Source organism: Anaerozeibacter quisquiliarum, from assembly GCF_051162045.1.
Classification (GTDB): domain Bacteria; phylum Bacillota; class Clostridia; order Christensenellales; family Aristaeellaceae; genus Anaerozeibacter; species Anaerozeibacter quisquiliarum.
The window spans coordinates 1-25559 of the sequence record NZ_JBISDI010000049.1 but is presented as its reverse complement, the minus strand read 5'-3'; the positions used below and the strand labels follow the sequence as shown (position 1 = coordinate 25559).

The 25559-nt window shown below is 64.9% G+C and carries 25 protein-coding genes and 1 pseudogene; 14 read left to right on the top strand and 12 right to left on the bottom strand.

Features of this window, described 5'->3' with window-relative positions:
- The 5 genes from ACH6CV_RS16400 to ACH6CV_RS16380 form a co-directional block, all read right to left on the bottom strand.
- Positions 1–1182, bottom strand: a 1182-nt coding sequence (locus ACH6CV_RS16400) for a trans-sulfuration enzyme family protein (protein ID WP_456359295.1), incomplete at its 3' end; no start/stop codon positions are given.
- A 33-nt stretch (positions 1183–1215) separates the two neighbouring features.
- Positions 1216–2052, bottom strand: a complete 837-nt coding sequence (locus ACH6CV_RS16395) for a carbohydrate ABC transporter permease (RefSeq protein ID WP_456359294.1) — start codon at positions 2050–2052, stop codon at positions 1216–1218.
- Entirely contained in the window at positions 2052–2954 is a 903-nt protein-coding gene (locus tag ACH6CV_RS16390) for a carbohydrate ABC transporter permease (protein ID WP_456359293.1), read from the bottom strand. The genes ACH6CV_RS16395 and ACH6CV_RS16390 overlap by 1 nt, the downstream gene beginning before the upstream one ends.
- Positions 2955–3265: 311 nt before the next feature.
- The gene (locus ACH6CV_RS16385) at positions 3266–4561 is read right to left on the bottom strand and encodes an ABC transporter substrate-binding protein (RefSeq protein WP_456359292.1); all 1296 of its coding nucleotides are present in this window, start codon (positions 4559–4561) and stop codon (positions 3266–3268) included.
- A 57-nt stretch (positions 4562–4618) separates the two neighbouring features.
- Positions 4619–5311 carry a FadR/GntR family transcriptional regulator gene (locus ACH6CV_RS16380; RefSeq protein WP_456359291.1) on the bottom strand — a complete coding sequence of 231 codons (693 nt, stop codon included), beginning with the start codon at positions 5309–5311 and terminating at the stop codon, positions 4619–4621.
- 142 nt (positions 5312–5453) lie between these two features.
- Between ACH6CV_RS16380 and ACH6CV_RS16375 the strand changes: the two genes are divergently transcribed.
- Positions 5454–5663: a hypothetical protein gene (locus tag ACH6CV_RS16375; protein WP_456359290.1), complete on the top strand. Its 210-nt coding sequence runs from the start codon at positions 5454–5456 to the stop codon at positions 5661–5663.
- A gap of 47 nt (positions 5664–5710) precedes the next feature.
- On the opposite strand, the gene ACH6CV_RS16370 is transcribed toward ACH6CV_RS16375, so the two are convergent.
- A complete protein-coding gene (locus ACH6CV_RS16370; protein ID WP_456359289.1) occupies positions 5711–7060 on the bottom strand; it encodes an MATE family efflux transporter in 1350 nt (449 codons plus the stop codon).
- A gap of 173 nt (positions 7061–7233) precedes the next feature.
- Entirely contained in the window at positions 7234–7824 is a 591-nt protein-coding gene (locus ACH6CV_RS16365) for a hypothetical protein (protein WP_456359288.1), read from the bottom strand.
- Between the two features lie 207 nt (positions 7825–8031).
- Here ACH6CV_RS16365 and ACH6CV_RS16360 point away from each other — a divergent pair, with 207 nt between their 5' ends.
- The 12 genes and pseudogenes from ACH6CV_RS16360 to ACH6CV_RS16305 all read left to right on the top strand — a co-directional run bounded on the left by ACH6CV_RS16360 (position 8032) and on the right by ACH6CV_RS16305 (position 18929).
- Positions 8032–9318 (top strand): dihydroorotase, encoded by a 1287-nt coding sequence (locus tag ACH6CV_RS16360; RefSeq protein WP_456359287.1) that lies wholly within the window; start codon positions 8032–8034, stop codon positions 9316–9318.
- Positions 9293–10000 carry a dihydroorotate dehydrogenase electron transfer subunit gene (locus tag ACH6CV_RS16355; RefSeq protein WP_456359286.1) on the top strand — a complete coding sequence of 236 codons (708 nt, stop codon included), beginning with the start codon at positions 9293–9295 and terminating at the stop codon, positions 9998–10000. Before ACH6CV_RS16360 ends, ACH6CV_RS16355 begins: the two co-directional genes overlap by 26 nt.
- Entirely contained in the window at positions 9994–10908 is a 915-nt protein-coding gene (locus ACH6CV_RS16350; protein WP_456359285.1) for a dihydroorotate dehydrogenase, read from the top strand. The genes ACH6CV_RS16355 and ACH6CV_RS16350 overlap by 7 nt, the downstream gene beginning before the upstream one ends.
- Positions 10905–11603 carry an orotidine-5'-phosphate decarboxylase gene (gene pyrF / locus ACH6CV_RS16345; protein WP_456359284.1) on the top strand — a complete coding sequence of 233 codons (699 nt, stop codon included), beginning with the start codon at positions 10905–10907 and terminating at the stop codon, positions 11601–11603. The genes ACH6CV_RS16350 and pyrF overlap by 4 nt, the downstream gene beginning before the upstream one ends.
- Before the next feature lie 15 nt (positions 11604–11618).
- On the top strand, positions 11619–12251 hold the full coding sequence (gene pyrE / locus ACH6CV_RS16340) for an orotate phosphoribosyltransferase (RefSeq protein WP_456359283.1): 633 nt from the start codon (positions 11619–11621) through the stop codon (positions 12249–12251).
- Positions 12252–12269: 18 nt separating this feature from the next.
- A complete protein-coding gene (gene pyrB / locus ACH6CV_RS16335; protein WP_456359282.1) occupies positions 12270–13184 on the top strand; it encodes an aspartate carbamoyltransferase in 915 nt (304 codons plus the stop codon).
- Complete coding sequence (locus ACH6CV_RS16330; protein ID WP_456359281.1) at positions 13181–13603, top strand: aspartate carbamoyltransferase regulatory subunit; 423 nt, start codon at positions 13181–13183, stop codon at positions 13601–13603. The genes pyrB and ACH6CV_RS16330 overlap by 4 nt, the downstream gene beginning before the upstream one ends.
- A 221-nt stretch (positions 13604–13824) precedes the next feature.
- On the top strand, positions 13825–14502 hold the full coding sequence (locus ACH6CV_RS16325) for a redox-sensing transcriptional repressor Rex (protein WP_456359280.1): 678 nt from the start codon (positions 13825–13827) through the stop codon (positions 14500–14502).
- Entirely contained in the window at positions 14499–14756 is a 258-nt protein-coding gene (locus tag ACH6CV_RS16320; RefSeq protein WP_456359279.1) for a (2Fe-2S) ferredoxin domain-containing protein, read from the top strand. Before ACH6CV_RS16325 ends, ACH6CV_RS16320 begins: the two co-directional genes overlap by 4 nt.
- A 36-nt stretch (positions 14757–14792) precedes the next feature.
- Positions 14793–16463 carry a [Fe-Fe] hydrogenase large subunit C-terminal domain-containing protein gene (locus ACH6CV_RS16315; protein ID WP_456359278.1) on the top strand — a complete coding sequence of 557 codons (1671 nt, stop codon included), beginning with the start codon at positions 14793–14795 and terminating at the stop codon, positions 16461–16463.
- Positions 16456–17625, top strand: a complete 1170-nt coding sequence (locus ACH6CV_RS16310) for a SpoIIE family protein phosphatase (protein ID WP_456359277.1) — start codon at positions 16456–16458, stop codon at positions 17623–17625. The genes ACH6CV_RS16315 and ACH6CV_RS16310 overlap by 8 nt, the downstream gene beginning before the upstream one ends.
- A 24-nt stretch (positions 17626–17649) precedes the next feature.
- A pseudogene (locus tag ACH6CV_RS16305) lies at positions 17650–18929 on the top strand ([Fe-Fe] hydrogenase large subunit C-terminal domain-containing protein).
- A 739-nt stretch (positions 18930–19668) separates the two neighbouring features.
- On the opposite strand, the gene rhaS reads toward ACH6CV_RS16305, so the two are convergent.
- The 5 genes from rhaS to ACH6CV_RS16280 are packed head-to-tail and all read right to left on the bottom strand — an operon-like array spanning position 19669 to position 24516.
- Positions 19669–20676, bottom strand: coding sequence for a rhamnose ABC transporter substrate-binding protein (gene rhaS / locus ACH6CV_RS16300; RefSeq protein WP_456359276.1), 1008 nt, complete (start codon positions 20674–20676; stop codon positions 19669–19671).
- Positions 20677–20722: 46 nt separating this feature from the next.
- Positions 20723–21706, bottom strand: coding sequence for an ABC transporter permease (locus tag ACH6CV_RS16295; RefSeq protein WP_456359275.1), 984 nt, complete (start codon positions 21704–21706; stop codon positions 20723–20725).
- Positions 21706–22692 (bottom strand): ABC transporter permease, encoded by a 987-nt coding sequence (locus ACH6CV_RS16290; RefSeq protein ID WP_456359274.1) that lies wholly within the window; start codon positions 22690–22692, stop codon positions 21706–21708. Before ACH6CV_RS16290 ends, ACH6CV_RS16295 begins: the two co-directional genes overlap by 1 nt.
- Positions 22692–24194 (bottom strand): sugar ABC transporter ATP-binding protein, encoded by a 1503-nt coding sequence (locus ACH6CV_RS16285; RefSeq protein WP_456359273.1) that lies wholly within the window; start codon positions 24192–24194, stop codon positions 22692–22694. Before ACH6CV_RS16285 ends, ACH6CV_RS16290 begins: the two co-directional genes overlap by 1 nt.
- A gap of 1 nt (position 24195) precedes the next feature.
- Positions 24196–24516, bottom strand: coding sequence for an L-rhamnose mutarotase (locus ACH6CV_RS16280; RefSeq protein ID WP_456359272.1), 321 nt, complete (start codon positions 24514–24516; stop codon positions 24196–24198).
- A 150-nt stretch (positions 24517–24666) separates the two neighbouring features.
- Here ACH6CV_RS16280 and ACH6CV_RS16275 point away from each other — a divergent pair, with 150 nt between their 5' ends.
- Positions 24667–25554 carry an AraC family transcriptional regulator gene (locus ACH6CV_RS16275; RefSeq protein WP_456359271.1) on the top strand — a complete coding sequence of 296 codons (888 nt, stop codon included), beginning with the start codon at positions 24667–24669 and terminating at the stop codon, positions 25552–25554.
- The last annotated feature ends 5 nt before the right edge of the window (positions 25555–25559 follow it).

Sequence of the window (25559 nt, the reverse complement as noted above, 5' to 3'; positions counted from 1 at the left end):
ACCGCTCGCGCACAGCGCGTGCTCGACGTCTTCGAGCAGCGCTTGTTCGTCTTCCAGGCCGCAATAGAGGCGGATCAGGTTGCGGTTGGCGTTGCGGCTGCGTGCTTCCTCATCGCTGAGCTTGAACATGGGCATGCACACCAGCGATTCAAAGCCGCCCCAGCTGACGCCCTTGCGGAACAGGCGCAGCCGGTTCGCAAACGCCATCGATTGCTCGACTGTGCCGTCCAGCTCGAAGCTCAAAAGCCCGCAGCCGCCGCGCATCTGGCGGCGCGCCAGCTCGTACTGCGCCGTGCCCTCAAGGCCGGGGTAGTTCACGCGCCGGACGCGGGCCTGGCTTTGCAGGTACGCCGCGACCGTGCGGCCGCTCCGCCCCGACTGGGCGAGCCGCGCCGGCATCGTGCGCAGCCCGCGCAGCGCCAGCCACGAGTCGAACGGCCCCAGAATTCCCCCGATCAGCTCGCGCTCGCCGGTCTTGACGGCGGAGATGATCTCGGAGCGGGCGCACAGCGCGCCGCCGATGATGTCGCTGTGCCCGCCGATGTACTTGGACATGGTGTGCACGACAATGTCGATGCCCAACTGAAGCGGATTCTGGTGGATCGGCGTGGCCCAGGTGTTGTCGATCGCGGTCATGATGCCATGGGCCCGGGCGATCGCGGACACGGCCTCAAGATCCTGTAGCTCCAGGACGGCCGACGTCGGGCTTTCGAGGTAGAAAAGGCAGGTGTTCGGGCGGATCGCGCGCTCGAACTCGGCGCTCTCCATGCCCGAGACATAGCTCACCTCCACCCCGTAGCGCTTAAGGTAGCCGCTCAGGAAGCTGCGCGCCGGGCCGTATACATTGTGAACGGTGACCACGTGGCCGCCCGGCCGGACCGCGTGCAGGATCGCGGCCGAGATTGCCGCCATACCCGACGCGAAGCACAGCGCCCCGTCGGCCGCCTCCAGCGCGGCCAGCTTCTGTTCGAGCAGCACGGTGGTGGGGTTCTCCACGCGGCCGTAGAAGTAGCGGCCGCGCGAGTCTTCGACGTCATAGCCGAGCAAGTCCTCGATGTCGTCGAAGACGTGCAGCGAGGTCTGGAAGATGGGGGGGACGACCGCGCCCAAGTGGACCGCGGCGGCATTTTCCTCGCCCAGATGGGTGCAGATGTAGGCGATATCCCGTTGTTCAGCAGTCATGATGTAATCCCGTCCTTGCGTAGCAAATGTAGTTTATTCCTTGACCGCGCCCGCGGTCAGCCCGCTCGCGATGTACTTCTGGATGTAGGCAAAGACCAGCATCGTGGGCAGGATTGAGACGACCATACCGGCCGTGAGCGCGCCCCAGTTGATGTCGAACTTCATGATGAATGAGTTGATCGCCACCGGGATGGTCTTGAGGTGTTCGGAGTCGATGAACATGATCGCCAGAAAGATCTCGTTCCAGCACTGCACGAATGCGAACAGAAACGTGGACGCCACGCCCGTGCCCATGACCGGCAGGATCACCAGCAGCAGCGACTTGGCGCGCGAGCAACCGTCGATCATCGCCGCCTCCTCGAGCGCGTTCGGGATGCGCTGGAAGAAGCCGCGCAGTGTGATCGTGCAGTAGGGGATGACCATCGCCATGTACAGGATCATCAAGACCGGCAGCTTGTTGATTAGCCTAAGCCTGCCCATCATTTCGTACAGCGGCGCGAGCAGGATGAACATCGGAACCATCTGGGTGACCAGGTACCCGAGCATCAGCGCGCCGCGCCCCTTGAATTTGAAGCGCGCCATCGCGTAACCGCCCATGATGGCCAGCACCATGGCCGCCGCGCTGCCGACGACCGCCACCAGCAGGCTGTTGAGGAAGTAGCGCCCAAAATCCGAAATTTGGAATATCTCGGCGTAGTTCTCCCAGGTGAAGGGCCGGGGCAGATATTGAACCGGGAACACGTAGATCTGCTGCTTGGTCTTGAACGAGGTGAGCAGCACCCACGCGATTGGCCCGACCACCAGCGCGAAGAACGCGGCCAGCGCCAGGGCCTTGAGCGCGATCAGGAGCGGTTTTCGCCTGTGCACCATCAAAAATCGCTCCCTTCCTCGTAGCGCGTGATGCGCAGGTAGAACACCGCGTAGGAGACCAGCACGGCCAGGATGATGACGCCGTAGGCCGACGCCTTTCCGTAGTCCTGGTTAAACATCAGCATGTCGATCATGTAGGTGGACAGGATGTGCGAGGCGTTGGCCGGCCCGCCGCGCGTCATCGTGTAGATCAGGTCGGGGAAGTTCAGGATCCAGATGACCCGCAGCAGCGTCGTCAGCACCAGCACCGGCGCGATGTAGGGCAGCGTGATGTGGTTAAACTTGTACAGCGCGCCGGAGCCGTCGATGTCCGCCGCCTCGTACAACTCGTCGGGCACGCCCTTGAGCGCCGCCTGGATCATGATCGCGAAGAACGGCACGCCGTACCAGACGTTTGCGATGATGCACGACCAAAGCACGATGTTGATGTCCGACAGCCAGCGAATCGGCTGCGCGATCAGGTTGAGCCGCATCAGCACGTCGTTGAGTGCGCCCGACTGGCCGTTCATCAGCCAGCGCCAGATCAGCCCGATCAGCGACCCCGAGATTGCCCAGGGCACGTAGACGATGCCCTGGTAGATGCCGCTTCCGCGAAACTTGCGCTTGAGCAGCAGCGCCAGCGCAAAGCCCAGCAGGAATTGGAAGAACAGCGACACGAACACCCAGCGGGCGGTGTTCCAAAGCAGCGTCGGGAATTCGGGCGTTCGGAAGATTTCGATGAAATTTTGGAATGCGATGAAACGGCGGTCAAAGATGTCCCACAGCGTGTAGTGCTGAAACGCCATGACGATGCCGCGGCTGAGCGGGTAATAGGTCAGCGTGAGCACCGCCAGGACGCCGGGCAGGATCATCCACAGCAGGAACCGCCGGCGGGATGTGAGCCGCTTGGACTGTTTCGACATGCGCCGCCCTCCTCGTTTGAATTGGCCGAGGCAGTAACACCAAGAAGGTGTGTTATGCAATCCCCCTTGCCACCCTCTGACGTGCCCATCCGGAGGGGGGCGCGTCGGAGGGTGGCAAGGGGGATTGCCCCCAGGTAGCCGCCGGTCTATTCCGACGCTGTCTGGCGGGTGCTTTTCCGCCGGCTCGTTTCTGCGAAACGCTTGACGTAGCGCCGCTATGCCCGCGCATTTTGCAGCAACGATCGGACGGGAAATCCCCTCGTCAGCCAACGCCCGAATCAATCGGCGGTTACCTGGCGTTACAGCCTCCGCTAGCCGGCCTTCTTCGCGTTCGCCCGCTGGTCGACCCAGTACTCGTTCCAGCCCTCAAGCACCTGCTCGGCCGTCATGGAGCCGGTCAGCAGACGCTGCAGGTCGTCGTTGGCGCGCTTCATGTACGCGCCCCAGCCCTGATACTGCTGCGGAGCGACCGCGCAGATCCACACGTCGGGCTGGGCGTTCATCGACATGTAGGGCGCGTAGGCGCCGGTGCCGAAGAACGGGTCTTGTGCGGCGGAGGCGTAGATCGGCAGCAGGCCCGACTCCTTGCAGAAGGTCAGGTTGCTTTCCTCGCTCGACAAGAACTCGATCAGCTTCCACGCCTCATCGGGATGCTGGGAATAGGAAGTCATGCCCCAGCCCGCGTAGCCCATCGGGCCGTAGCTCTTGCCCGTCGGGCCCACCGGCAGCGGCGCGGTAGCCCACTCGCCCTCGGGCATACGCTCCTGGCAGACCGCGATGACCTCGGGGTCCTGGATCAGGATCTGCGTGACGCCGGACACGAAGGCCTCGACCATCTCGGTGTAGGACCAGTTGAGCGAGTCGGGCGGGGAGGCGTCCTGATACAGCGCTACGTAGTCGTTCAGCGCGCTAAGCGCCTCGGGCGTCCCAAAGATCGTGGAGCCGTCCGCGAAGAAGTAGGCCTCGTTGGCGTCGATATCGCTCGGCGTGTAGGCCTGGATTTGCATGTCGGCGTACCACTGGCCGCCCGCGCCGCCGCGGAACGAGTAGCCGTACTTGCCCTTCGCGGGATCGACGAGCTTTGCGCCGATGTCGTGCAGCTGCGCAAAGGTCGTCGGCGGCTTAAGCCCGGCCGCCTCAAACGCCTTGACGTTGTAGAACAGGATCCTCTGATAGAAGCCGTAGGGGATCAGGTAGGCCTTGCCGCCGATCCGGGTGATGTCGTCCTGGGCGACCTTGAGCAGCTGGTCCTTGCTCGCCCAGTTTGCCACGCGCGCGTCCATGTCCTGGATGAACCGATTGGTGATGAACTGCGTGGCGGTCTGCTCGCGCACCTCGAGCACGTCGAGCGGCTGCTGCTGCATCAGCATCTGGGCGATCTTATCGTCGGCGTTGTCGAGCGGGGGAGAGATCAGATCGACCGTGATGCCGGGGTTGGCCGCTTCGAACTTGTCGAGCAGCCGGCGGATCGTGGCGGTGCGGGCGGGGCTGGTCAGGCTTTCAACCATCGTCAGCTTCACCGGGGCGCTTGCGAGCGCCCCGACCGGCGCCATAGTGGCGATCAACGCGACCGCGAGGAACACGAGCAGTAGGCGTCTGGTTTTCATGGACAATCCTCCTTTGCCTTTTTGCGCATTATTCCAAGGCCGTTCGGTTCCGGCGGCCTAGGTTTCGATCTCACGAATCAGCTCGATTTCGCGGCTCATGTAGTCGTGGTGCACCCGGGCCGCGCCTGCCGCGTCGCGCGCGAGCATCCGCTCCATCATCACGCGGTGCGCCGGGATCGAGGCGCGCAGGATGACCGCCAAGTCCGGGCTTTCGATGTTCCAGATGCCGCTTGAATTCCTCAGCAGGTTCTTGAGCATGTGCGTCAGCAGCGCGTTGCCCGACAGCGACACCAGCTTCTGATGGAACTTGAGGTCGAACTCGGACTGATCCTCGCCGCGCGCGTAGCGCTGTTCCACCTTGGACAGCAGCCGCGACAGCGCGCTCAATTGCTCGTCGGTCGCGCGCCGCGTGCATTCCTCCACCGCCATGCCCTCGAGCGCCTTGCGCACGCCGAGCGCGTCCACCAGCTGCCGCAGCAGGTAGCCCTTGTTCAACTCGCCCACGAAAAACGAGGTGTCCACGTTTTCGATGTAGATGCCCTTGCCGTTGAACACGCGGAGCAGGCCGTGCGCCTCCATCGTTTTGAGGGCCTCGCGCACCGACGCGCGGCTCGCGCCCACCAACTCCGCGATGCTGGCCTGCGATGGCAGCGGATCGCCGGGCGTCAGCTGGTTTACGTAGATATGCTTCTTGATCTCCTGGATAATCTGCGCCTGCAGATCCACCTTCTCAATTCGGTCGATGGTCATCGCCCTCTCGGCATGAGCTGTCACCTATCATATAGGTTAATTAATATTATACTCATATGAGCCGGGATGTCAATGGCATTCTTGACGATTATTTTTGATAATGATATAGTTCCCACAAATATGCGGGAGGCGTATGCAGTCAATGGGCAAATTTCTCACCGGGCGCAGCGGCGATGGCTTTACATTCCGACCGAACGCGCCGAGCGACCGGACGGTCCCGGTCTTACGGGTTTGCAGTGGCGAGGCCGGCTGCGTGGGCGGCGTCGAGAGCGTCCGCACCGGCGCGCCCATCGCGAACCTCGAGGATCAGGCCGTCGAGTCCTGCGCGACCGAAATCCATAGGGGGGTATAACCCGCAGGGGCGGCTGTCAGAGGCCCGCAACCCGTATAACGCATTGCTCAGCCGTCATGGGTGCGGCCGGCGGTGCGGCAGGTGTGCGGAAGCGCCGCGCGATATTGTGACAGCAGCGCCAGCGCGGACAGGCCCCAGCCGATCGGGGCGGCGAGGCCGATGGCGGTGAAGCCCAGATAGGCCGTGCCGAACAGCGCGCACATAAGCCGCGCCAGCAGGTCGTACACCGACGCGATCACGGCCTTTTGCGGCAGGCCGATGCCTTGCAGCACGTTTTTCAGGATGCTGGTGGCGCATTGAAACGGCACGGCCAGCGCGCTGAGCAGCATATAGCTGCGCGCGAGCGCGAGCACATGGGGCGAAGCGCCGCCGATCAGCATTGGAATGAAGCGGTGGTGCAGCGCGATCGCCAGCGCGAGCGCGGGCGTCAGGAAGGCAAGCATCAGTGCGTAGAGCTGCGTAACCCCCGCGCGAATCCGATCCGGCCGGTTCGCGCCGCAGTTTTGACTGCCGAACACCTCCGACGCGCTGCCCATCAGCATGGCGGGCATCATCGGCAGCGCAAACAGCCGGTCGGACACCGCGACGGCCAGCACCGCCGAGCTGCCCAGCGCGTTCACCGCGAACTGGAACACAGCGGCGCTGAGCGAGGCCATCAGGTTGGTCAGCGCGATCGGCGCGCCCAACCTGAGCATCTTGACCGCCATGTCGCGGCGCACGAAGAAGCGCATCAGCCGGGCGATGCCCGGACGCCTCAGCAGCATGTGACGGGCGCACAGCGCGCAGGATACGGTCTGGGCAGACAGGTTCGCCAGCGCCGCGCCGGCCACCCCCATGCCAAGCCCCACGACCAGCGCCGCGTGCAGCGCAAGTCCCAGACCCAGCGCCAGCGCCTGGAACCTGAGCGGCGCGCGGGTGTCGCCCTCGGCGCGCAGGATGCCCCACAGCGCCGCGTTGACGAGCGGGATCGGCATGCCGAGCAGCGCCACGCGCAGGTAGCGGACGGCGTCTGCCGCCAAGTCCGCCGGCGTATCAAATAGAAGGACCAGGCGGTTTGCCAGCGCCGCCGAGGGGATCGCCGCGAGCACGCCCATCAGCGCGATCAGCATCAGCGCCGCGCAGGCAAAGCGGTCGGCGCCGTCCCGATCGCCGGCTCCCACGCAAAGCGCGATCGGGATCAGGAACCCATTGCAAAAGCCCATCAGCAGCCCCAGGGTCAGCAGCGCCACCGGCGCGGCGGCCGCGATCGCGGCGAAGGCGTTTACGCCGACCACCCGGCCGACGATCAGGCTGTCGGCGAGGCTCGCCAACTGCGTCAGCGCGCTGCCCATGAGCATAGGCGCGCCAAACGCCAGCATCCTTTTTAGCGGCTGTCCGGTGGTCATATCGACCTGCACGCCCATCACCTCCTTCGATCATATCGGGAGGAAGGCGCTGAAAGACCAAGCCCACGCCGTATTGATGATCGCGCGGTGATACGGGTTTACCGGCGGCGCGGAGGATCGCAATCGATACGAAATAGGGCTGCAGCGCGCTTGCCTGGCGCTGCAGCCCTTTAAATTCAGGGGGTTTATGGGGCGGCCTTCGGCAGGGGGAGCTTGTCGCCGCCCATTTTTTCTTCGGCGAGCATCTGATTGAACAGGTCCTTGCCGGGCGCGTCGGCCGCTTCGTCCTCGGGGAAGGGAACGAGCTCGCCGTCGTCAAAGTCGGAATCGGAGTCGAAGTCGCCGGGTGCGCCGGAGTTCGTGTCCGCGTCCGGATCGGTCGCGAACGGATCGACGCCGTAGTCCTTGTAGTCGTCAAAGGTCTCGGGCGGCGGCGTGGGCGTCGCTTCCCACGGCGGCGCCGCGCCGAACGCGCTCTTCCATACCTCGCGCACGCTGTCGGCGACAAAGTTGGGGTTTTGCGCGTAGGTATGGACTTCCCAGCCCAGCACAAAGATGGAAATCAACAGCACAAGCGTCGCGAAAATCGTGAGCACGACGCGCTTTAACCGGTGCGTCTGGGTAAAGCGCACCATCATGCGTATAAACCCGCCGATGGCCAGCGCCAGCCCGACAAGAGGGATCGGGCTTAGCACAAGCCCCAGCAGCGAGCGGGAGAACGCCTTATTCATGGCCCGGTTTTCGTCGCGTTCATGGCCCTTGGTATACATCGGCATGCAATTACACCTTCCCGTGCAGGTTACAGCAACCATCATTATAGCATAAAGAAGCGCAAAGGGCAATCGCCTTGCGCCCCTACGTTCGACGCGCGGGGCAGCCAAAAGTTCCCTGACGCCAGAGCGCTTGTTAATATAGGCCTCCGACAATTGACAAACGCGGTCGGGTAGTGTACAATTCCACGAAATGCTTGTCGGAGGCGTCGGATGATGAGGGCGTTGTACAGAAATGCGGCGGTGTTCCGCAGGGGGGTACTTGAGCGGCTGGACGTGGCCGTGTCGGGCGGGCGGATCGATCGCCTGGCGCGCGGCATTTCCCCGATGGGCTTTGATCGGGTGTTCAATTTAAAGGATTTGCTATTGGTTCCCGGCTTCGTAGACGTGCATGTGCATCTTCGAGAGCCGGGTTTTTCTTATAAGGAGACGATTGAGACCGGCACCCTCGCGGCGGCGCGCGGCGGCTACAGCTGCGTATGCGCCATGCCCAACGTCGATCCCCCGCCCGACGACCTTATGCACTTGAAGGTGCAGCTCGATGCGATCGAGCGGGGCGCGCAGGTGCGTGTGCTGCCCTACGGCGCGCTGACCCGCGGGCGCAGGGGGGAGGGGGCCCCGGCCGATTACGCCGCGCTCGCGCCCTGCGTGGCCGGCTTTTCCGACGACGGCGTCGGCGTGCGCGACGAAGCGGCGATGTCCGCCTGCATGCGCGCTGTGCGGTCGGTGGGCGGCATCGTGGCGGCCCATTGCGAGGACGAGGCGAAGCTAAACGGCGGCTACATCCACGACGGCGCGTATGCCCGCCGGCACGGGCACAAAGGCATCCCGTCCGAGAGCGAATGGAGGCAGCTTGCGCGCGATTTGGAGCTGGTTCGCCGGATCGGCTGCCGCTACCACCTGTGCCACGCCTCGACGAAGGAGAGCGTTACGCTGATCCGCGAGGCCAAGCGGGAGGGGCTCGACGTCAGCTGCGAGACCGCGCCGCACTACCTCGTCCTGACCGATGAGGACATGGAGGAACACGGCCGGTTCAAGATGAACCCGCCCTTGCGCAGCGCCGCCGACCGCGACGCGCTGATCGAGGGGCTCAACGACGGCACGGTCGACATGATCGCCACCGACCACGCGCCCCACAGCGCCGAGGAAAAGGGCAGGGGCCTTGCCGGCAGCGCGATGGGGGTGGTGGGGTTGGAGACGGCGTTTCCGGTGTTGTATACGCGGCTCGTCGAGCCGGGCACGGTGCCGCTGGAAGTGGTGCTGACCGCGCTGACCGACGCGCCCCGGCGCAGGTTCGCCCTGCCGGGCGGACTTACGGAGGGCGCGGAGGCCGACTTCGCGGTATGGGATTTGCACAGGGCCTACGCCGTCGATCCTAAGGACTTTGCCTCGATGGGCCGGGCCACCCCGTTCGAGGGCTGGACGGTCAAGGGCCTGTGCCGGATGACGATGGTAGGCGGAAGGAGGGTGTACGGTGATCTATCGGATCGCGCGCAATGACGAGGTCGCGCGGACGGTGTACCGGCTGGAGCTGGATGGAGACACGTCCGCGCTGACCGCGCCCGGCCAGTTCGTTAACATCAAGGTGCCCGGCTGCTACCTGCGGCGGCCGATCTCGGTGTGCGACTGGTCGGACGGGACCATGACGCTGATCTACAAGGTGCTGGGCGAGGGCACGAAGGGGCTGGCCCAAATGGAGGCGGGCGCGTCGCTCGACCTGCTGACCGGCCTCGGCAACGGGTTCTCCGCCGTGCCGGAGGGTGTAAAGCGGCCGTTGCTCGTCGGCGGGGGCTTGGGCGTCGCGCCGCTGTACAGGCTGATGAAGGCCCTGCCGGGCGCGCGGGCGGCGCTGGGCTTTGCGAGCGCGGCCGACGTGTTCCTGCGGGACGCGTTCGAGGCGCTGGGCGAGGTGCATATCATAACGATCGACGGGTCGGCGGGCGCGAAGGGGCTGGTGACCGACCTGATGGCCGCGCTCGATTATGACTACGTGTTCGCCTGCGGGCCCGAGCCGATGATGCGCGCGGTGCATGCGCTGTGCCCGCGCGGGCAGTTCAGTTTCGAGGGGCGCATGGCCTGCGGCTTCGGCGCGTGCATGGGCTGCTCGCGCGAGACGAACTTTGGCAGCAAGCGCGTGTGCGTGGACGGGCCGGTGTTTGCGGGGGAGGAGATCGCGTGGTAGATACGACGGTGCGGCTGGGCGATTGGACGCTCGACAACCCGGTTATCCCGGCCAGCGGCACGTTCGGGTTTGGGAAGGAGTTCGCCAAGTACTACGACATCAACATTCTGGGCGCGTTTTCGTTCAAGGGCACGACGCTTGAGGAGCGCTACGGCAACCCGCTGCCGCGCGTCGCGGAGACGCCCGAGGGCATGCTCAACGCGGTGGGGCTGCAAAACCCGGGTGTGCACCACGTGATCGAGCATGAGCTGCCCGAAATGGCCGCGTATTTCCGCAAGCGCGTGATCGCCAACGTCAGCGGGTTTTCGATCGGGGAATACGTCGAGTGCTGCCGGCTGCTGGACGAACAGCCGCAGGTGGGCATCCTGGAGCTCAACATCTCCTGCCCGAATGTGCACGGCGGCGGCATGGCGTTCGGCACCTCCTGCGAGGGCGCGGCGGCGGTGACCCGCGCGGTCAAAGCGGCGGTGAAGAAGCCGGTGTACGTCAAGCTCAGCCCGAACGTCACCGACATCGCGGCCATCGCCCGCGCGTGCGAGGACGCCGGCGCGGACGGACTGAGCCTGATTAACACGCTGCTGGGCATGCGGATCGACGTAAAGACGCGCAGGCCGGTGCTGGCGCATGTCTACGGCGGGCTGTCGGGGCCGGCGGTCTTCCCGGTGGCGCTTCGGATGGTGCATCAGGTGTCGCGCGCGGTCAAAATTCCGGTGATCGGCATGGGCGGCGTGGCGTGCGCGCGCGACGTGATCGAGATGATGCTCGCCGGGGCGACGGCTACGCAGGTGGGCGCGGCCAATCTCGTCGATCCCTGCGCCTGCAAGACGATCATCGAGGATCTGCCGCGCGAGATGGCGCGGCTCGGCATAGAGAAACTGTCCGACATCACGGGAGGGGTGCTTGCATGAAGCGGGACGTAATCATCGCGCTGGACTTTCCGGGGGCCGGGGCGGCCCTTGGCTTTCTCGACCGGTTTGCGGGCGAGAAGCCGTTCGTCAAGATCGGCATGGAGCTGTTCTACGCCGAGGGGCCCGAGGTGGTGCGCGAGGTCAGGCGGCGCGGGCATCGGGTCTTCCTCGACCTCAAGCTGCACGACATCCCGAACACGGTGTTAGGCGCCATGCGCGCTCTGTCGAACCTCGACGTCGACATGGTCAACCTGCACGCGGCCGGCACGATCGACATGATGCGCGCGGCGCTCGCCGGGCTTACGCGCCCGGACGGCACGAGGCCCTTGCTGCTGGCGGTCACGCAGCTGACCTCGACCGGCGAGGCGCGCATGCGTGAGGAATTGCTGATCGAGCGCGCCATGCCCGAGGTGGTCGCCCACTACGCCGCAAACGCGCGCGCGGCGGGGCTCGACGGCGTGGTGTGCTCGCCGCTCGAGGCGGCGCTGGTCAAGGCGGCCTGCGGGCCGAACTTCCTGACCGTCACGCCCGGTATCCGGTTCGCCGATTCGGCGGCCGACGATCAGGCCCGCGTGATGACGCCCGAGAAGGCGCGCCGCGGCTTAAGCGACTACATCGTGGTCGGCCGGCCGATCACCGCCGCCGCCGACCCGGTCGCGGCCTACCGGCGGTGCGTGGCCGAGTTCGTCGGTTAGAAGGAGGAATGATTCATGAAACGCGAAATCGCCAAGTCACTGCTCGAAATCCAAGCGGTGTTCCTGAGACCCGACGAGCCTTTTACCTGGGCGAGCGGCATCAAGAGCCCGATCTACTGCGACAACCGGCTGACGCTGAGCGCGCCCGCGGTGCGCGAGCAGATCGAGCACGGCTTGAAGCGGCTGATCGAGGCGCACTATCCCGAATGCGAGGCGCTGTTCGGCACCAGCACCGCCGGCATCGCGCACGCCGCGATCGTCGCGCACCTGGGCGGCTGGCCGATGGGCTACGTGCGCTCGGGCGCGAAGGACCATGGCCGCGGCGGCCGGATCGAGGGCAAGCTCGTGCCCGGAGCGAAGGTGGTGGTGATCGAGGACCTGATTTCCACCGGCGGCAGCGTGATCGAAGTGGTGGAAGCGCTGCGCGAGGCGGGCGCGCAGGTGCTCGGCATCGCCAGCATCTTCACCTACGGCATGGCCAAGGGGCTCGAGCGGATGGCGGCGGCGAATGTTAAAAACGTCTCGCTGTCCGACCTCGACGCGCTGGTCGAGGTCGCGGCCGAGACCGGCTACATCGCGCCCGAGGATGTCCGGCGCCTGCTCGCGTTCCGGGACAATCCGTCGGACGAAGGCTGGCGCAACCGCTAAGAGAGAGGGGAGTAGGCCATGCGGCACTTGATCGACATCACCGATTTGACCATCGCGGAGATCGACGACATCCTGAACCTGGCGGACGACATCTACGCGGACGGACCGCGCTACGCCCACGCGCTTCAAGGCAAGAAGCTGGCGACGCTGTTCTTTGAGCCGAGCACGCGCACGCGCTTGAGCTTCGAGGCGGCCATGCTGGAACTGGGCGGCAGCGTGCTCGGCTTTTCGGAGGCGCAGTCGAGCTCGGCGGCCAAGGGCGAGAGCGTGTCGGATACGGTGCGCACCGTGTCCTGCTACGCCGACATCATCGCGATGCGCCATCCCAAGGAGGGCGCGCCCAAGGCGGCGTCACTACGGTCGCGCGTGCCGGTGATTAACGCGGGCGACGGCGGCCACGCCCACCCCACCCAGACGCTGACCGACCTTGTGACCATCCGGCGCGACAAGGACCGGCTCGATCACCTGACCGTGGGCGTGTGCGGCGACTTGAAGTTCGGGCGCACGGTACACTCGCTGCTCAGCGCGCTCTCGCGCTATGAGGCGCAGGAGTTCGTGCTGATCTCGCCCGAGGAATTGCAGCTGCCCGGCTACGTGATCGAGATGCTGAAAAAGCGCGGCGCGCGCTACCGCCGGGCGCGAACGATCGAGGAAGCGGCCCCGACGCTCGACGTGCTGTACATGACGCGCGTGCAGAAGGAGCGCTTCTTCAACGAGGCCGACTACGTGCGGCTCAAGGACAGCTTCATCCTGACGCTGGACAAGCTGAAGGACGCCAGGCGCGATTTATCGATCCTGCATCCGCTGCCGCGCGTCAACGAGATCGCGCGCGAGGTGGACGACGACCCGCGCGCCCGGTACTTCGAGCAGGTATACTGCGGCAAGATCGTCCGCATGGCGCTGATTTTAAAGCTGCTGGAGGTGGGCTCATGAACATCGACGGATTGGATACCGGCATCGTGCTCGACCACATCCAGGCCGGGCGCAGCATGGAAATCTACCGCTACCTGAACCTGGAGGCGCTCGAATCGAGCGTGGCCATCATCAAGAACGTCAAGTCGAAGAAACTAGGGCGCAAGGACATCATCAAGATCGACGAGGTGCTGGATGTCGACCTCAAGGTGCTGGGCTACATCGACCCGGGCATCACGGTCAACATCATAAGGCACGGCCAGCTGGTAGACAAGCGCAAGCTGCACCTGCCCGAGGAGATGACGAACATCTTAAAATGCAGCAACCCGCGCTGCATCACCTCGGTGGAGCCGGGGATCGATCAGGTGTTTACGCTGTCAAACCCCGAGCGGAGGGCGTATCGCTGCGCGTACTGCGAGGAGGAAAAGACGACGCCCTGACGGGCGTAGGCTTGCGAAGCGACGCTACAGCTCGTAGGGGCGGCCGCAGGTCGCCCCTACGGTGTTCGCCCCTATGGCCGCGCCTTTCAGAGTCCCTCCGAAGGCGGTCGAAAACGCAATACAAAGCGCCTTTACAAGTCGAGTTTTTTCTACTAAGATAACAATATGGATTTGACTTTCAGACGCCATGGAGGGTGTCAAACGACGGGAGGGATTGGCGAATGGAAAAGCGGGCGATTTCCAACCGCACGCTCAAGCGGCTGCCGCTCTACCTCGGCTATCTCAAGGGCATGCCGGAGGGGGAAGTCAACGTGTCGGCCACCTCGATCGCGGAGCGGTTGGGGCTCAACGAGGTGCAGGTGCGCAAGGATCTGGCGCTGGCAAGTTCCGGCGGGCGGCCCAAGGTGGGCTATGTGCGCCGCGCGCTGATCGAGGACCTTGAAAAGTTCCTGCGCTACGACGCGCTGGACCGCGCGGTGTTGGTCGGCACGGGGTACCTGGGGCACGCGCTTTTGTGCTACCAGGGCTTTGCGCGCCGGGGGCTCGAGATCGTGGCCGGGTTCGACGCCGATCCGGCGCATCACGGCCGGGAGATTTGCGGCAAGCCCGTGCTCAAGATGGATCAACTCGCGGACACCTGCGAACGGATGCAGGTCCGAATCGGCATCATCACCGTGCCCGACTACGCCGCGCAGCAGGTGTGCGACCAGTTGGTCGAGGCCGGCGTGTTGGCGATCTGGAACTTCGCGCCGATCCGGCTGAACGCGCCCGAGCGGGTGTTGGTCCAGAACGAGGGCATCGAGTCGTCGCTGGCGGTGCTGTCCACCCGCCTCGCCGAGCGGTTGGAGGCCGAGGTGGTCGCCAAGACCGACCGGGCTGCGGAGGAGGGGAACGCATGAGGGTCACCGTTTGTATCGGCAGCTCCTGTCATTTGAAGGGCGCGCGGCAGGTGATCGAGCGCCTGAAGCAGCTGATCGCCGAGCGTGGGCTGGAGTCCCGGGTCGAGCTGGCCGGGCAGTTCTGCATGGGCGACTGTCAGCATGGGGTGTCCGTGACGCTGGACGGCGAGCAGCGCTCGCTGACGCCGGAGGGCGTAAACGCTTTCTTCGAGAACGAAGTGCTGACAAAGGTCGCGGCGCGCACGCGGGGATGACCCGCCCGATAAATCCAACACGAAAGGATCCTTCGCTTGCAGAACATCATCGCGCTCAAGCAGGACAACTGCAAGGATTGCTACAAGTGCATACGCAACTGCCCGGTCAAGGCGATCGAGTTTCACAATAACGCGGCGTACATCTTGGAGAAGGAGTGCATCCTGTGCGGGCGGTGCTATGTGGTCTGCCCGCAAAACGCCAAGCAGGTGCGCTCGGACGCCCATCGCGTGCGCGAGGCCATCAAGGCCGGGAAGACGGTAATCGCCAGCGTCGCGCCCTCGTTCGTATCGGGGATGAGCGTGGACTCGATCGAGGACATCGAAGCGGCGCTCAAGGCGCTGGGCTTTGCGGGGGCGGAGGAGACCGCGATCGGCGCGGGCTTCGTGTCGCGCGCCTACGAGGAGATCCTGCGCGCGGGCCGGCAGAAGATCGTCATCTCCAGTTGCTGCCCCTCGATCAACCAGCTGATCCAGCAATACTACCCGGATCTGGCGCACAACCTGGCGCAGGTGCTCACGCCGATGCAGGCCCACTGTGTGGCCATCCGCGAGAAGGTGCCCGACGCCTTCACCGTGTTCATCGGGCCCTGCATTGCCAAGAAGCGGGAGGCCGACGAGGCCGATTCGGTGGACGCCTGCCTGACCTTCGACGAGCTGGACGACTGGCTCGGGGAGCAGGGGGTGCCGCTCGTCGCGTCCGGCCCGCGCGAGGAGGAGGGCAAGCGCGCGCGTCTGTACCCGACCGCGGGCGGCATCCTGCGCACGATGGAAAAGATACCGGGCTACGAGCGCATGGCGATCGACGGCGCGGAGAACTGCATCGCGGCGCTCGAGGAGATGCGCGCCGGGCGCATCGACAATGTGTTCATCGAGATGTCGGCCTGCGAAGGCAGCTGCATCGCCGGGCCCATCATCCGCGAGCACAGCGCGCGGCGGCTGTCGGGCGCAATCCGCGTCAACCACTACGCCGGGCCCGCGCGGTTCCCCGACGCGCCGCCGGCGAGCATCGGCGCCTTCTATCCGCCGACGCCTCTCGTGCGGCCGATGCCGGGCGGCGCGGCCATCCAGGCGGTGCTGACCAAGATGGGGAAGGATACGCCCGAGAAGGAGCTCAACTGCGGCTGCTGCGGCTACCCCACCTGCCGCGACAAGGCGGTGGCCGTGTGCCGGGGCCGGGCCCAGATCGACATGTGCTTCTCGTTCCTCAAGGGCAAGGCCGAGTCGTTCTCCGACAAGATCATCGCCAACACGCCCAACGCCATCATCGTCATGGACGAGGCGCTGATCGTGCAGGAGATCAACGGGGCGGGCATGCGGCTGTTTGGGCTCAAGGACCGCTTAGACATCGTGAACGCGCCGATCGTCGAGCTGCTCGACCCGACCGACTACCTGCAGGTGGTGCACGGCGGCAAGGCGATCGTCGACAAGCGCCATTGCATCAAGGAGTTCGGCCTGTACGTGGAGGAGACCGTGCTCTACGACGAGCGCTACCACATCCTGATCAGCATCATGCGCGACGTGACCGAGCAGGAGACGGTGCGCGCCCAGGAGCAGGAGCTGCGCCGCCGCACGATCGAGGTGACCGACAAGGTGATCGACAAGCAGATGCGCGTGGTGCAGGAGATTGCGTCGCTGCTGGGCGAGACCACCGCCGAGACCCGCATTGCGCTCACAAAGCTCAAGGAGGCGGTGAAGGGCGATGACTGAGCTGTGCACCGAGCTCGGCTACGTGTCGATCAACAAGCGCGGCGAGCAGCTGTGCGGCGATCGGGTGCGCATGGCCCCCGGCGACGACAACGCCATTTTGGTGCTGGCGGACGGCCTGGGCAGCGGCGTCAAGGCCAACATCCTGTCGACGCTGACTTCGACCATCCTGTGCACGATGCTTGAGGCGGGGCTGTCGATCGAGGACTCGATCGACACCATCATCCGAACGCTGCCGGTGTGTAAGACGCGCGGCGTGGCCTACTCCACGTTCTGCGTCGTGCGCGTCACGGGCAACCACATGGCCGAGATGATCCAGTTCGACTGCCCGCCCGCCATCGTGCTGCGCGGCGGCCGACGCTACGACTATCCGGTCTCCACCCGTACGGTCGAGGGCAAGCAGATCAGCGAGAGCCGGTTCGAGGTTGAGCCCGGCGACGTGTTCATCACGATGAGCGACGGCGCGCCTTACGCCGGCATCGGCACCGCGTTCAACCACGGCTGGGAGCGCGACAACATCGTGGATTTTGCCGAGGCCAACTACTTCGAGCGCGCGACCGCCCAATACGTCGCGGCCAACATCGTGGACGAGTGCAACCGGCTGTACGGCTACGAGCCGGGCGACGACACCACGGTGGCGGTGCTGCGCGTGCGTACGCGCCAGCCGGTCAGTTTGATGATCGGCCCGCCGGCCGACCGCGCGCAGGACGCGGCGGTGATGGCGCGGTTCTTTTCAGAAAAGGGCGAGAAGATCGTATGCGGCGGCACCACCTCCGCGCTGGCGGCGAAGTACCTGAACAAGCCGCTCGTGCCCACGATCGACTACTTCGACCCCGAGGTGCCGCCGATCAGCCACATCGAGGGCGTCGACCTGGTCACCGAAGGGGTAATCACGATGGCGAGGGTGCTCGAAATCGCAGGGCGCTTCCTCAAGGGTGAGGATCTGGAAGCCGACTGGATGACCGGGCACGACGGCGCGTCGCAGGTGGCGCGGATGCTGATCGAGCGCGCGACCGACATCAACTTCTTCGTGGGGCGCGCGATCAACCCGGCGCACCAGAACCCCGACCTGCCGATCAACTTCGGCATCAAACTCAAGCTGATCGAGACGCTGGCCGACTGCCTGACCAAGATGGGCAAGCGGATCAAGGTGAGCTATTGCTAAACGACCCGGAGGACGACGACAGCAATGCGGATGTTCGATACCGACGTTCAGAAGCTCAAGTACATGGTGCTGCGCGAGGTGGCGCGGCGTGCGTTTGAAGACCGACTCATCGATTGCTACCCCGAGATCCCGCCGCTGATCGCGCCCGGGCCCGAACCCACGATGCGCTGCTGCGTGTACAAGGAGCGCGCGATCGCCACCGAGCGCGTGGCTCTGGCGATGGGCGGCAGCCGCGCCGAGACCGACATCATCCGCGTCATCCCGATCGCCTGCGACGAATGCCCGGTCAGCACCTACGCGGTGGGAGAGGACTGCCGCGGCTGCCTCGCGCATCGCTGCACGGCCGCCTGCCCCTGCGGCGCGATCACCATCGGCGAGGACAAAAAGGCGCGCATCGACCCCGATAAGTGCACCGCCTGCGGGGCCTGCGTCTACCAGTGCCCGTTCGGCGCGGTCACCGACCGCTCGTTCATTCTGGACGCCGTGCGCATGCTGCGCGAGGGCCAGGCGGAGGCCTGCCGCGTGTACGCGGTGGTCGCGCCCTCGATCGAGCCAGTTGCTATGCCAAGGTGGGCCAGGTGATCGCCGCGCTTCGGCGGCTGGGCTTCCACAGCGTGGTGGAGGCGGCGCTGGGCGCGGACATGGTGGCCTGGGACGAGGCGAGGGAGCTCAAAGAGAAGGGCTTTCTGATGAGCTCCTGCTGCCCAGCGTTTGTCGACTACGTGCACCGGCAGTTCCCGAAGCTGGCGGCGCATCTGTCGGAGAACCTGTCGCCTATGGCGCGGATCGCCGCCTACATCAAGCGCACCGACCCGCTTGCCAAGGTGGTCTTCATCGGCCCCTGCACCGCCAAGAAGGCCGAGGCGCGAAAGGCGCGGGTCATGCCGCACGTCGACTGCGTGCTGACGTTTTAGGAATTTCAGGCGCTGATCGACAGCCGCGACTTCGACGTGTCGCAGCTTACGGAGGGCGAGCTCGACAACGCGTCCTACTTCGGGCGCATCTTCGCGCGCAGCGGCGGGCTGACCGACGCGGTGCGCCAGGCGGCCGGGGAGCAGGGGTTGGGCATCCAGTTGAAGCCGGTCGTATGCAACGGGATCGAGGAGTGCCGCCTGGCGCTGCTCAAGGCCGGGCGCGGCGTGCTGGACGGCAACTTCATCGAGGGCATGGCCTGCGTCGGCGGCTGCATCGGCGGCGCGGGCTGCCTGACCCACGGCGCGAAGGACGCGGGCGAGGTGGACCGCTACGGCCGCGAAGCCGCCGAAAAGACGATATCGGACGCGCTATCGGTGGTGATCGATTGAGCATCGGCCCGACCGGTTGGGCGTCAAGCGAAGCCGCGGTCGTGCGACCGGCAGGTTCACCACCCCGCCTGCGGGCACCCCTCCTGGGAGGGGAATGGGAAGGGCCGCCCGGATGGCAGCACGGCCGTTCGGCAGGTGCGGGCCAATGTGAGCATCGGCCCGACCGGTTGGGCGTCAAGCGAAGCCGCGGTCGTGCGACCGGCAGGTTCACCACCCCGCCTGCGGGCACCCCTCCTGGGAGGGGAATGGGAGCGGCCGCCCGGATGGCAGCACGGCCGTTCGGCAGGTGCGGGCGGGCGCGAAGCGCCCCGCCGTCCGTCCTTTCGTTTCCTCGTCTTTTCGTCCCCTCTCCCGGGGGAATGGGGGGCCGAAGCCCCCGCCACAACGCGCCCACGGGCATGTACCGGGGGCGTGAATGCGATTCCGACCAAGGGCGGGTCCGCAGACACGCCCGACTCGGAATCGCTTCCCGTCCGCCTGCCGCCCGGGAATGCCTCAATTCGCAATAGTCGCCCCGACCCTGCGGGGCCGGGGCTCGTTTGCTCATTGGGCTGGCGCCCTCCCTTCCTCGCCCACTGGGCGCGGTCGGGCGCGCCCCCGCAGGCCGACAGGCAGGCGGCCCCGTAGCCCCCGTCGCCCCCCGTAACCCCATCGGACTCGAAAGATTTTCGGCCTCCCGGTCGGTCGCCCGCGAAGCGGGCAAGCGACCGGGAGGCCGAAAAGATTTCGAGGCCCTACGTTAGTACACGCTGCCCCACTCGCCGATATTCTCGGGGTCAAAGCGGAACGGAGGCCCGAGCAGCACTTCGGTGCCCTCGTCGGCGGCCTTGGTGATCGTGTAGTCGCCGAGGCGGCCCGCGGTGAACTGGTCGCCCTCGGCGCCGGTGATCTTGCCGGCGGCCAGCGCGTCGATGATGTGCGCGCCCAGGTAGCCGAGGTCGATCGGGTTCCACAGATACATGTAGGGGCAGGCGCCGTTTTCGATGTAGTCCTTCATCTCGGACGGCAGGCCCAGGCCCGTGATGTTCAGCTTGCCGATCAGGCCCTGGTCGGTGACCACCTTCGCGGCGGCGGCGATGCCCACCGTGGTCGGGGCCACGATGCACTTGAGCTCGGGGTAGCTCTGGATGAGGCCTTCGGTCTCGGATACCGACTTGTCGCGCAGGTCGTCGCCGTAGGCGGTCTTGACCAGCTCGAGCTTGGCGTACTTCTCCTGCTTCAGGACTTCCTGCATCACGGCGATCCAGGCGTTCTGGTTGGACGCCTGCGCGGTGGCGCTCAGGATGGCGAACTGGCCTTCGCCGCCGCAGAGGTCGAACGCGGCCTCGACCAGCGTCTCGCCGATCTTCTGGGTGTCCGCCTGGTTGGCGTGGGTCTTGCGGCTGTCGGGGTTGAGCGAGGAGTCGATCGAGATCACCGGGATGCCTGCGTTCATCGCCTTCTCGCACACCGGCTGCAGCGCGTCGAAGTCGTTGGCCGCGATCGCGATGCCGCCCACCTTCTGCGCGATCAGCTGCTCGATCATGGCGATCTGATCCTCGGCGGTGGGGTTGGCGGGCGCGTTCACGATGGCTTCCGCGCCGACGTCCTTGCAGCCGTTGACGAAGCCTTCCGCTTCCTTGTCGTTGTAGGGATTGCCGGTGTTCTTGACGACGATCGCGTACTTGTTGCCCTCTGCAAGCGCGCTCGTCATGCCGAGCGACAGCACGACCAGCAGGGCCAGAACCAAGGCCAGGGTCTTCTTCATGGGGCATCCTCCTTCATATTATCATTGCGCCCGGCGCAATTGGAATCTAGTGATTTGACATGACCCTTTTCTCGTGCCGCCGGCGCTCGACGATCGTGCGGATCTCCGGCAGCGCCACCGAGACGATCAGCAAAAGGCCGATCACGATCATCAGGATCTGCTGGTTGATGTTTATCAGCCCCAGGCCGTAGCGGATCAGCCCCACGATGAAGATCGAGATCAGCACGCCGAACATGCGGCCCTTGCCGCCCGCGGTGGACACGCCGCCCAAGACCACCATCGCGATGATGTCCATCTCGTAGCCCACCGCGATGTTGGGGCGGCTGGACCCGGTGCGGCTGGTCAAAAACAGCGCCATCACGCCGGCCATCAGGCCGTTTAACGCGAAATTTATGAACACCGCGCGGTCGACGTCGATGCCGGAAAACCTGGCCACCGTGGGATTCATGCCGATCGCGTACAGCGCGCGGCCGTAGCGGGTTTTATGCAGCACGAACGCGAACGCGATGAAGAAGATCAGGAATGCCCATGCCATGACGGGCAGCCCGAGGAAACTGCTCCAGCCGAGCACCTTGAACCACTTGGGGAACTTGCCCGAGGCCTGGTCGCCCAGGATGATGAGCGCGATGCCGCGGTAGATGATCTGCGTGGACAGCGTGACGATCATGCTGGCCAGTTCCTTGAACCGGGTCAGCAGCAGCCCATTGAGCATGCCGCAGACGAGCCCCACCGCGAGGCAGATCATGATCGCGAGCGGCATCGGCACGCCGCCGTTGTAGCTCACGGCCATGACCACCGAGCTCAGCGCCACGGTGGACGCGACCGAGATGTCGATCATGCCGGTCAAAATTACGAAGGTCATCGACAGCCCGATCAGCCCGCGGTCCAGGAACGAGTTGGTGGCGTCCGCGAGGTTGGCGATGTCGTAGTAGGGCGACAGCGACCGGTTCATGATGTTGATCGCGATCAGCACCATCAGCAGCATGAACTCCCAGTTGTATCGTTTGAGGAGGTTCTTCAGCTTGTCCATCAGATTTGCCTCCTCGCGAGCGCGCTGCGCTCGGCGCGGCGCTTGACCAGCGTGTTCAGCAGCACGGCGATCAGAATGATGAGCCCCTGGATCAGGTTCTTGCTGAACTCGCTGACGAAGTTGATTAGCGGCAGCGCGTTGTTGATGATGCCGATCAAAAGCGAGCCCAGCAGCACGCCGGAGACCCTGCCCGAGCCGCCCGAGACCGACACGCCGCCGATCACACAGGCCGCGATGATGTTGATCTCATAGCCGGTCGCGGTGTCCGGCTGGGCGGAGGCGAACTTCGACACCCACAAGACGCCCGCGAGACCGGCCAGCGCGCCCATGATCGCGTAGGCCTGGAACTTGGTCCGACCCGCATCGATGCCCGACACGCGCGCCGCCTCGCAGTTGGAGCCCACCGCGTAGAACCTGCGGCCGGTGCGGGTGTAGTTCAAAAAGTACTGCGCGACGATGTAGAGGACGGCCGCGATCATGACGAGGTTGTTGACGCCCAGGAACTTGCCGATGGCGATGGCCTTGAACGAATCGCTCATCTGATGGGCGCTCACCCACTGCCCGCCCGACAGCAGGAACACCGCGCCGCGGAACACGTAGTACATGCCGAGCGACGCGATGATCGGCAGCATGTCTAGCTTGCTCACGAGCAATCCGATCAGCGATCCGCACACGATCCCGGTCAGCGTGCCCTCCAGCATCAGCAGGATCGGCGATACGTTCGGGTCGTTCATCACGTGCAGCGCGGCCACCATGCCCGACAGCGCGATGTTCGCGCCGATCGACAGGTCGATGCCCCCGGTCAGCATCACGATCAGCATGCCGATCGCGAGGATCGCGATGATGGCGGTGTTGGTGAAGATGGACGCGATGTTGCCGGGGTCGAAGAACTTGCTGTTGCCCAGCTGCACCAGCGCGCACAGCGCGGCGATGAACAGCGTGAGGCCCAACTGGCGGAAGCTGCCCGGGCGGAATTTCTTCGGCATCAGGCAACGCCTCCCTTCGCGACCATGGCCGCTTCGAGCAGCGCTTCCTGCGTCGCGGTGGCCGTATCAAATATGCCCGCCACGCGCCCCTCGCGCATGACCACGGCGCGGTCCGACATGCCCAGCACCTCCGGCATCTCGCTGGACACCATCACGATCGCAATGCCGTCGTCCGAGAGAGAGCGCATGATCTCGTAGATTTGATACTTCGCGCCCACGTCCACGCCCTTGGTGGGCTCGTCCAAGATGATTACCTTGAGCTTGGACGCCAGGAGCTTGGCCACGATGACCTTCTGCTGGTTGCCGCCCGACAGCGAGCTCGCCAGGTCCTGAATGCTCTGCGCCTTGACCGACACCAGCTTCGACAGCTTATCCGCCACCGCCTCTTCCGATTTCACGCTCAGTACGCCGCGCCTTTCGTATTGATCGAGCGTGGCCAGCGTGATGTTGCGGCCGATCGCCCAATCGAGGATGAGGCCCTGCTTCTGCCGGTCCTCGGGCAGGTAGCCGATGCCGAGGTTCATCGCCTCGCGCGGGCTTGACGGATTGACTTCCTTTCCGTCGAGATACAGCTTGCCGCCGTCGTGCGGCCAGTAGCCGAAGATCGCCTGACACACCTCGCTGCGCCCCGCGCCCACGAGCCCGCACACCGCCACGATCTCGCCGGCCCTGACGTCGAACGACACGTCTTTAAAGTGGCCAACCTTTGAAAGCCCCTGCGCGCGGAGTCGCACTTCGCCGACCGTCGCGGTCTTCTCGGGGTACATCTGCGTCAGGCTCCGGCCCACCATCGCATAGATCAGCTTATCGCCCGTGATTTCGTCCACCGGCCAATCGCCGATGTAGCGGGAGTCGCGGAACACTGTGACGTGGCTGGCCAGCCGGTACGTGTCCTCGAAGCGGTGGGAAATGAAGATGATCCCCTTGCCCTCGTCGCGCAGCTGCTCGGCTATGCGGTACAAATCCTCCGACTCGCGGCGGGTCAGCGCGGCGGTGGGCTCGTCCATGATCAGGATGCGCGCGTTGGTGGAGATGGCCTTGGCGATTTCCACGATCTGCTGCTGCGCCACCGACAGCGTGCCCATGGCGGCGCGCGGGTCGATGTTCGTGCCCAGACGCGCAAGGTATTCGCCCGCCCGCGCGTTCATTTCGCGCCACAGGATGCGCCCGCCGCGGCCTACCTGTTCGTGCCCGATGAAGATGTTCTCGGCCACGGTCAGGTCGGGGTAGCAGGTCACGTGCTGGTAGATCGCGGCGATGCCCGCCTGCGTGGCCTCCTTGGGGTTTGAAAAGCGCACGCTTTTTCCGTCCAGCAGCATTTCGCCGCCGGCGTCGGGCTGGTGTATGCCGGTAATCACCTTGATGAAGGTGCTCTTGCCCGCGCCGTTCTCGCCCATCAGCGCGTGAATCTGCCCAGCGTGCAGCTTAAAGTGTACGTCGGTCAGCGCCTTCACGCCCGGAAATGTCTTGGAAATTCCCCTGAGCTCCAGCAAGCAGGCCATGTCAAGCCCCCTCGTGCAGGAACACCTGCGCAAGTTTCACGGCCGTACCGGTTATGGGGTCGAACTCCATCACCATCACGTCCTTCATGTAGTCGTTCCAGCGATCGACCACCGGGCTTGACGCCTGCACGCGACTGGCGAACTCGATGTCCTCGCACTCGTAATAGCCGAAGAGCTCGTCGCCCACGCTCCAGATCGTATAATTGCGAATACCCGCCTCATCTAAGACCGCGGTCATTTCCGGCCAGATCCGGTCGTGGCGGCGAATGTACTCCTCCAGCATCCCGGGCAGCACCCGGGCCTTCCAGGCAAAGCGCTGCATCGTCTGTCCTCCGCATATCGTAAATTTTGTGCTGGCAGATCTCGTTAATTTATTGTATTATACTCTACGGGAAGTCTAATTGCAACGCACAATGTTGGTCATTGATGCCACCATCTTGGTATGTTCGATGCGCGTAGGGGAGAGGGTCAAATGAGCAAGGTCAGGCTGCAATACGAGCTGGATCTCGAGGATTCTTCGATATGGATCACCTGCACGCCCGGCGCGATCGCGCGCGGCGGTTTCCTGTACTTGCAGGAAATCGGCGACTTCCAGGCCCGCGCAAGATACTACACCGATCGGGAAAACCTGCCCTCGTACCTAATCAAGATCGTGCTGTCCGGCGAGGGCCTGCTCACCTATCGCGGACAGACCCACGCTCTGTTGCCCGGCAAGTTCTTCTGGATCGACTGCAAGGAGCATCAGTACTACCGTACCGCGCCGGGCGCGCAAAATTGGCATCTTTTGTGGGTGCACTTCTTCGGCGGCAACGCCGAGCGGTACTACGAGCAATTCCAGACGCTCGGGCAAGGCGCGTCCGTGGGCACGCTGTCGGCGGACAGCACGATCGAGGACTGCATGCGCCAACTGATCGCCATCTACCAAAAAGGGCAGAGCACGCCGGCGCAGGACCTGCGCGCCTCGGCGCTGCTTGCGACCATCATGGCCGAGTGTATCCAGTCGATCGGCGCGCCCGCCGACGCCCGCTGCGCGTCGCCCGACATCGTGCATCGGCTGCGTCGCTACCTGACCGAGCACCATAGCGAGCGCATCACGCTGGACACGCTTGGCGAGCGCTTCTCGATCGACAAATTCTACCTGCAGAAGCTGTTCAAGCGCCACATCGGTCTCACGCCCAACGAGTTTTTGATCCTGTTCCGCCTGAACCAGGCCAAGGAGCTGCTGCGCACCACGCAGCGCCCGGTCGGCGAGATCTCGCTCGAGGTGGGCATCCCCAACGCCAGCCACTTCATCAAGCTGTTCAGAAGATATGAGGGCGTTACGCCGGGGGTTTACCGGCAGAATTGGTATGCCCGATAGGGTCG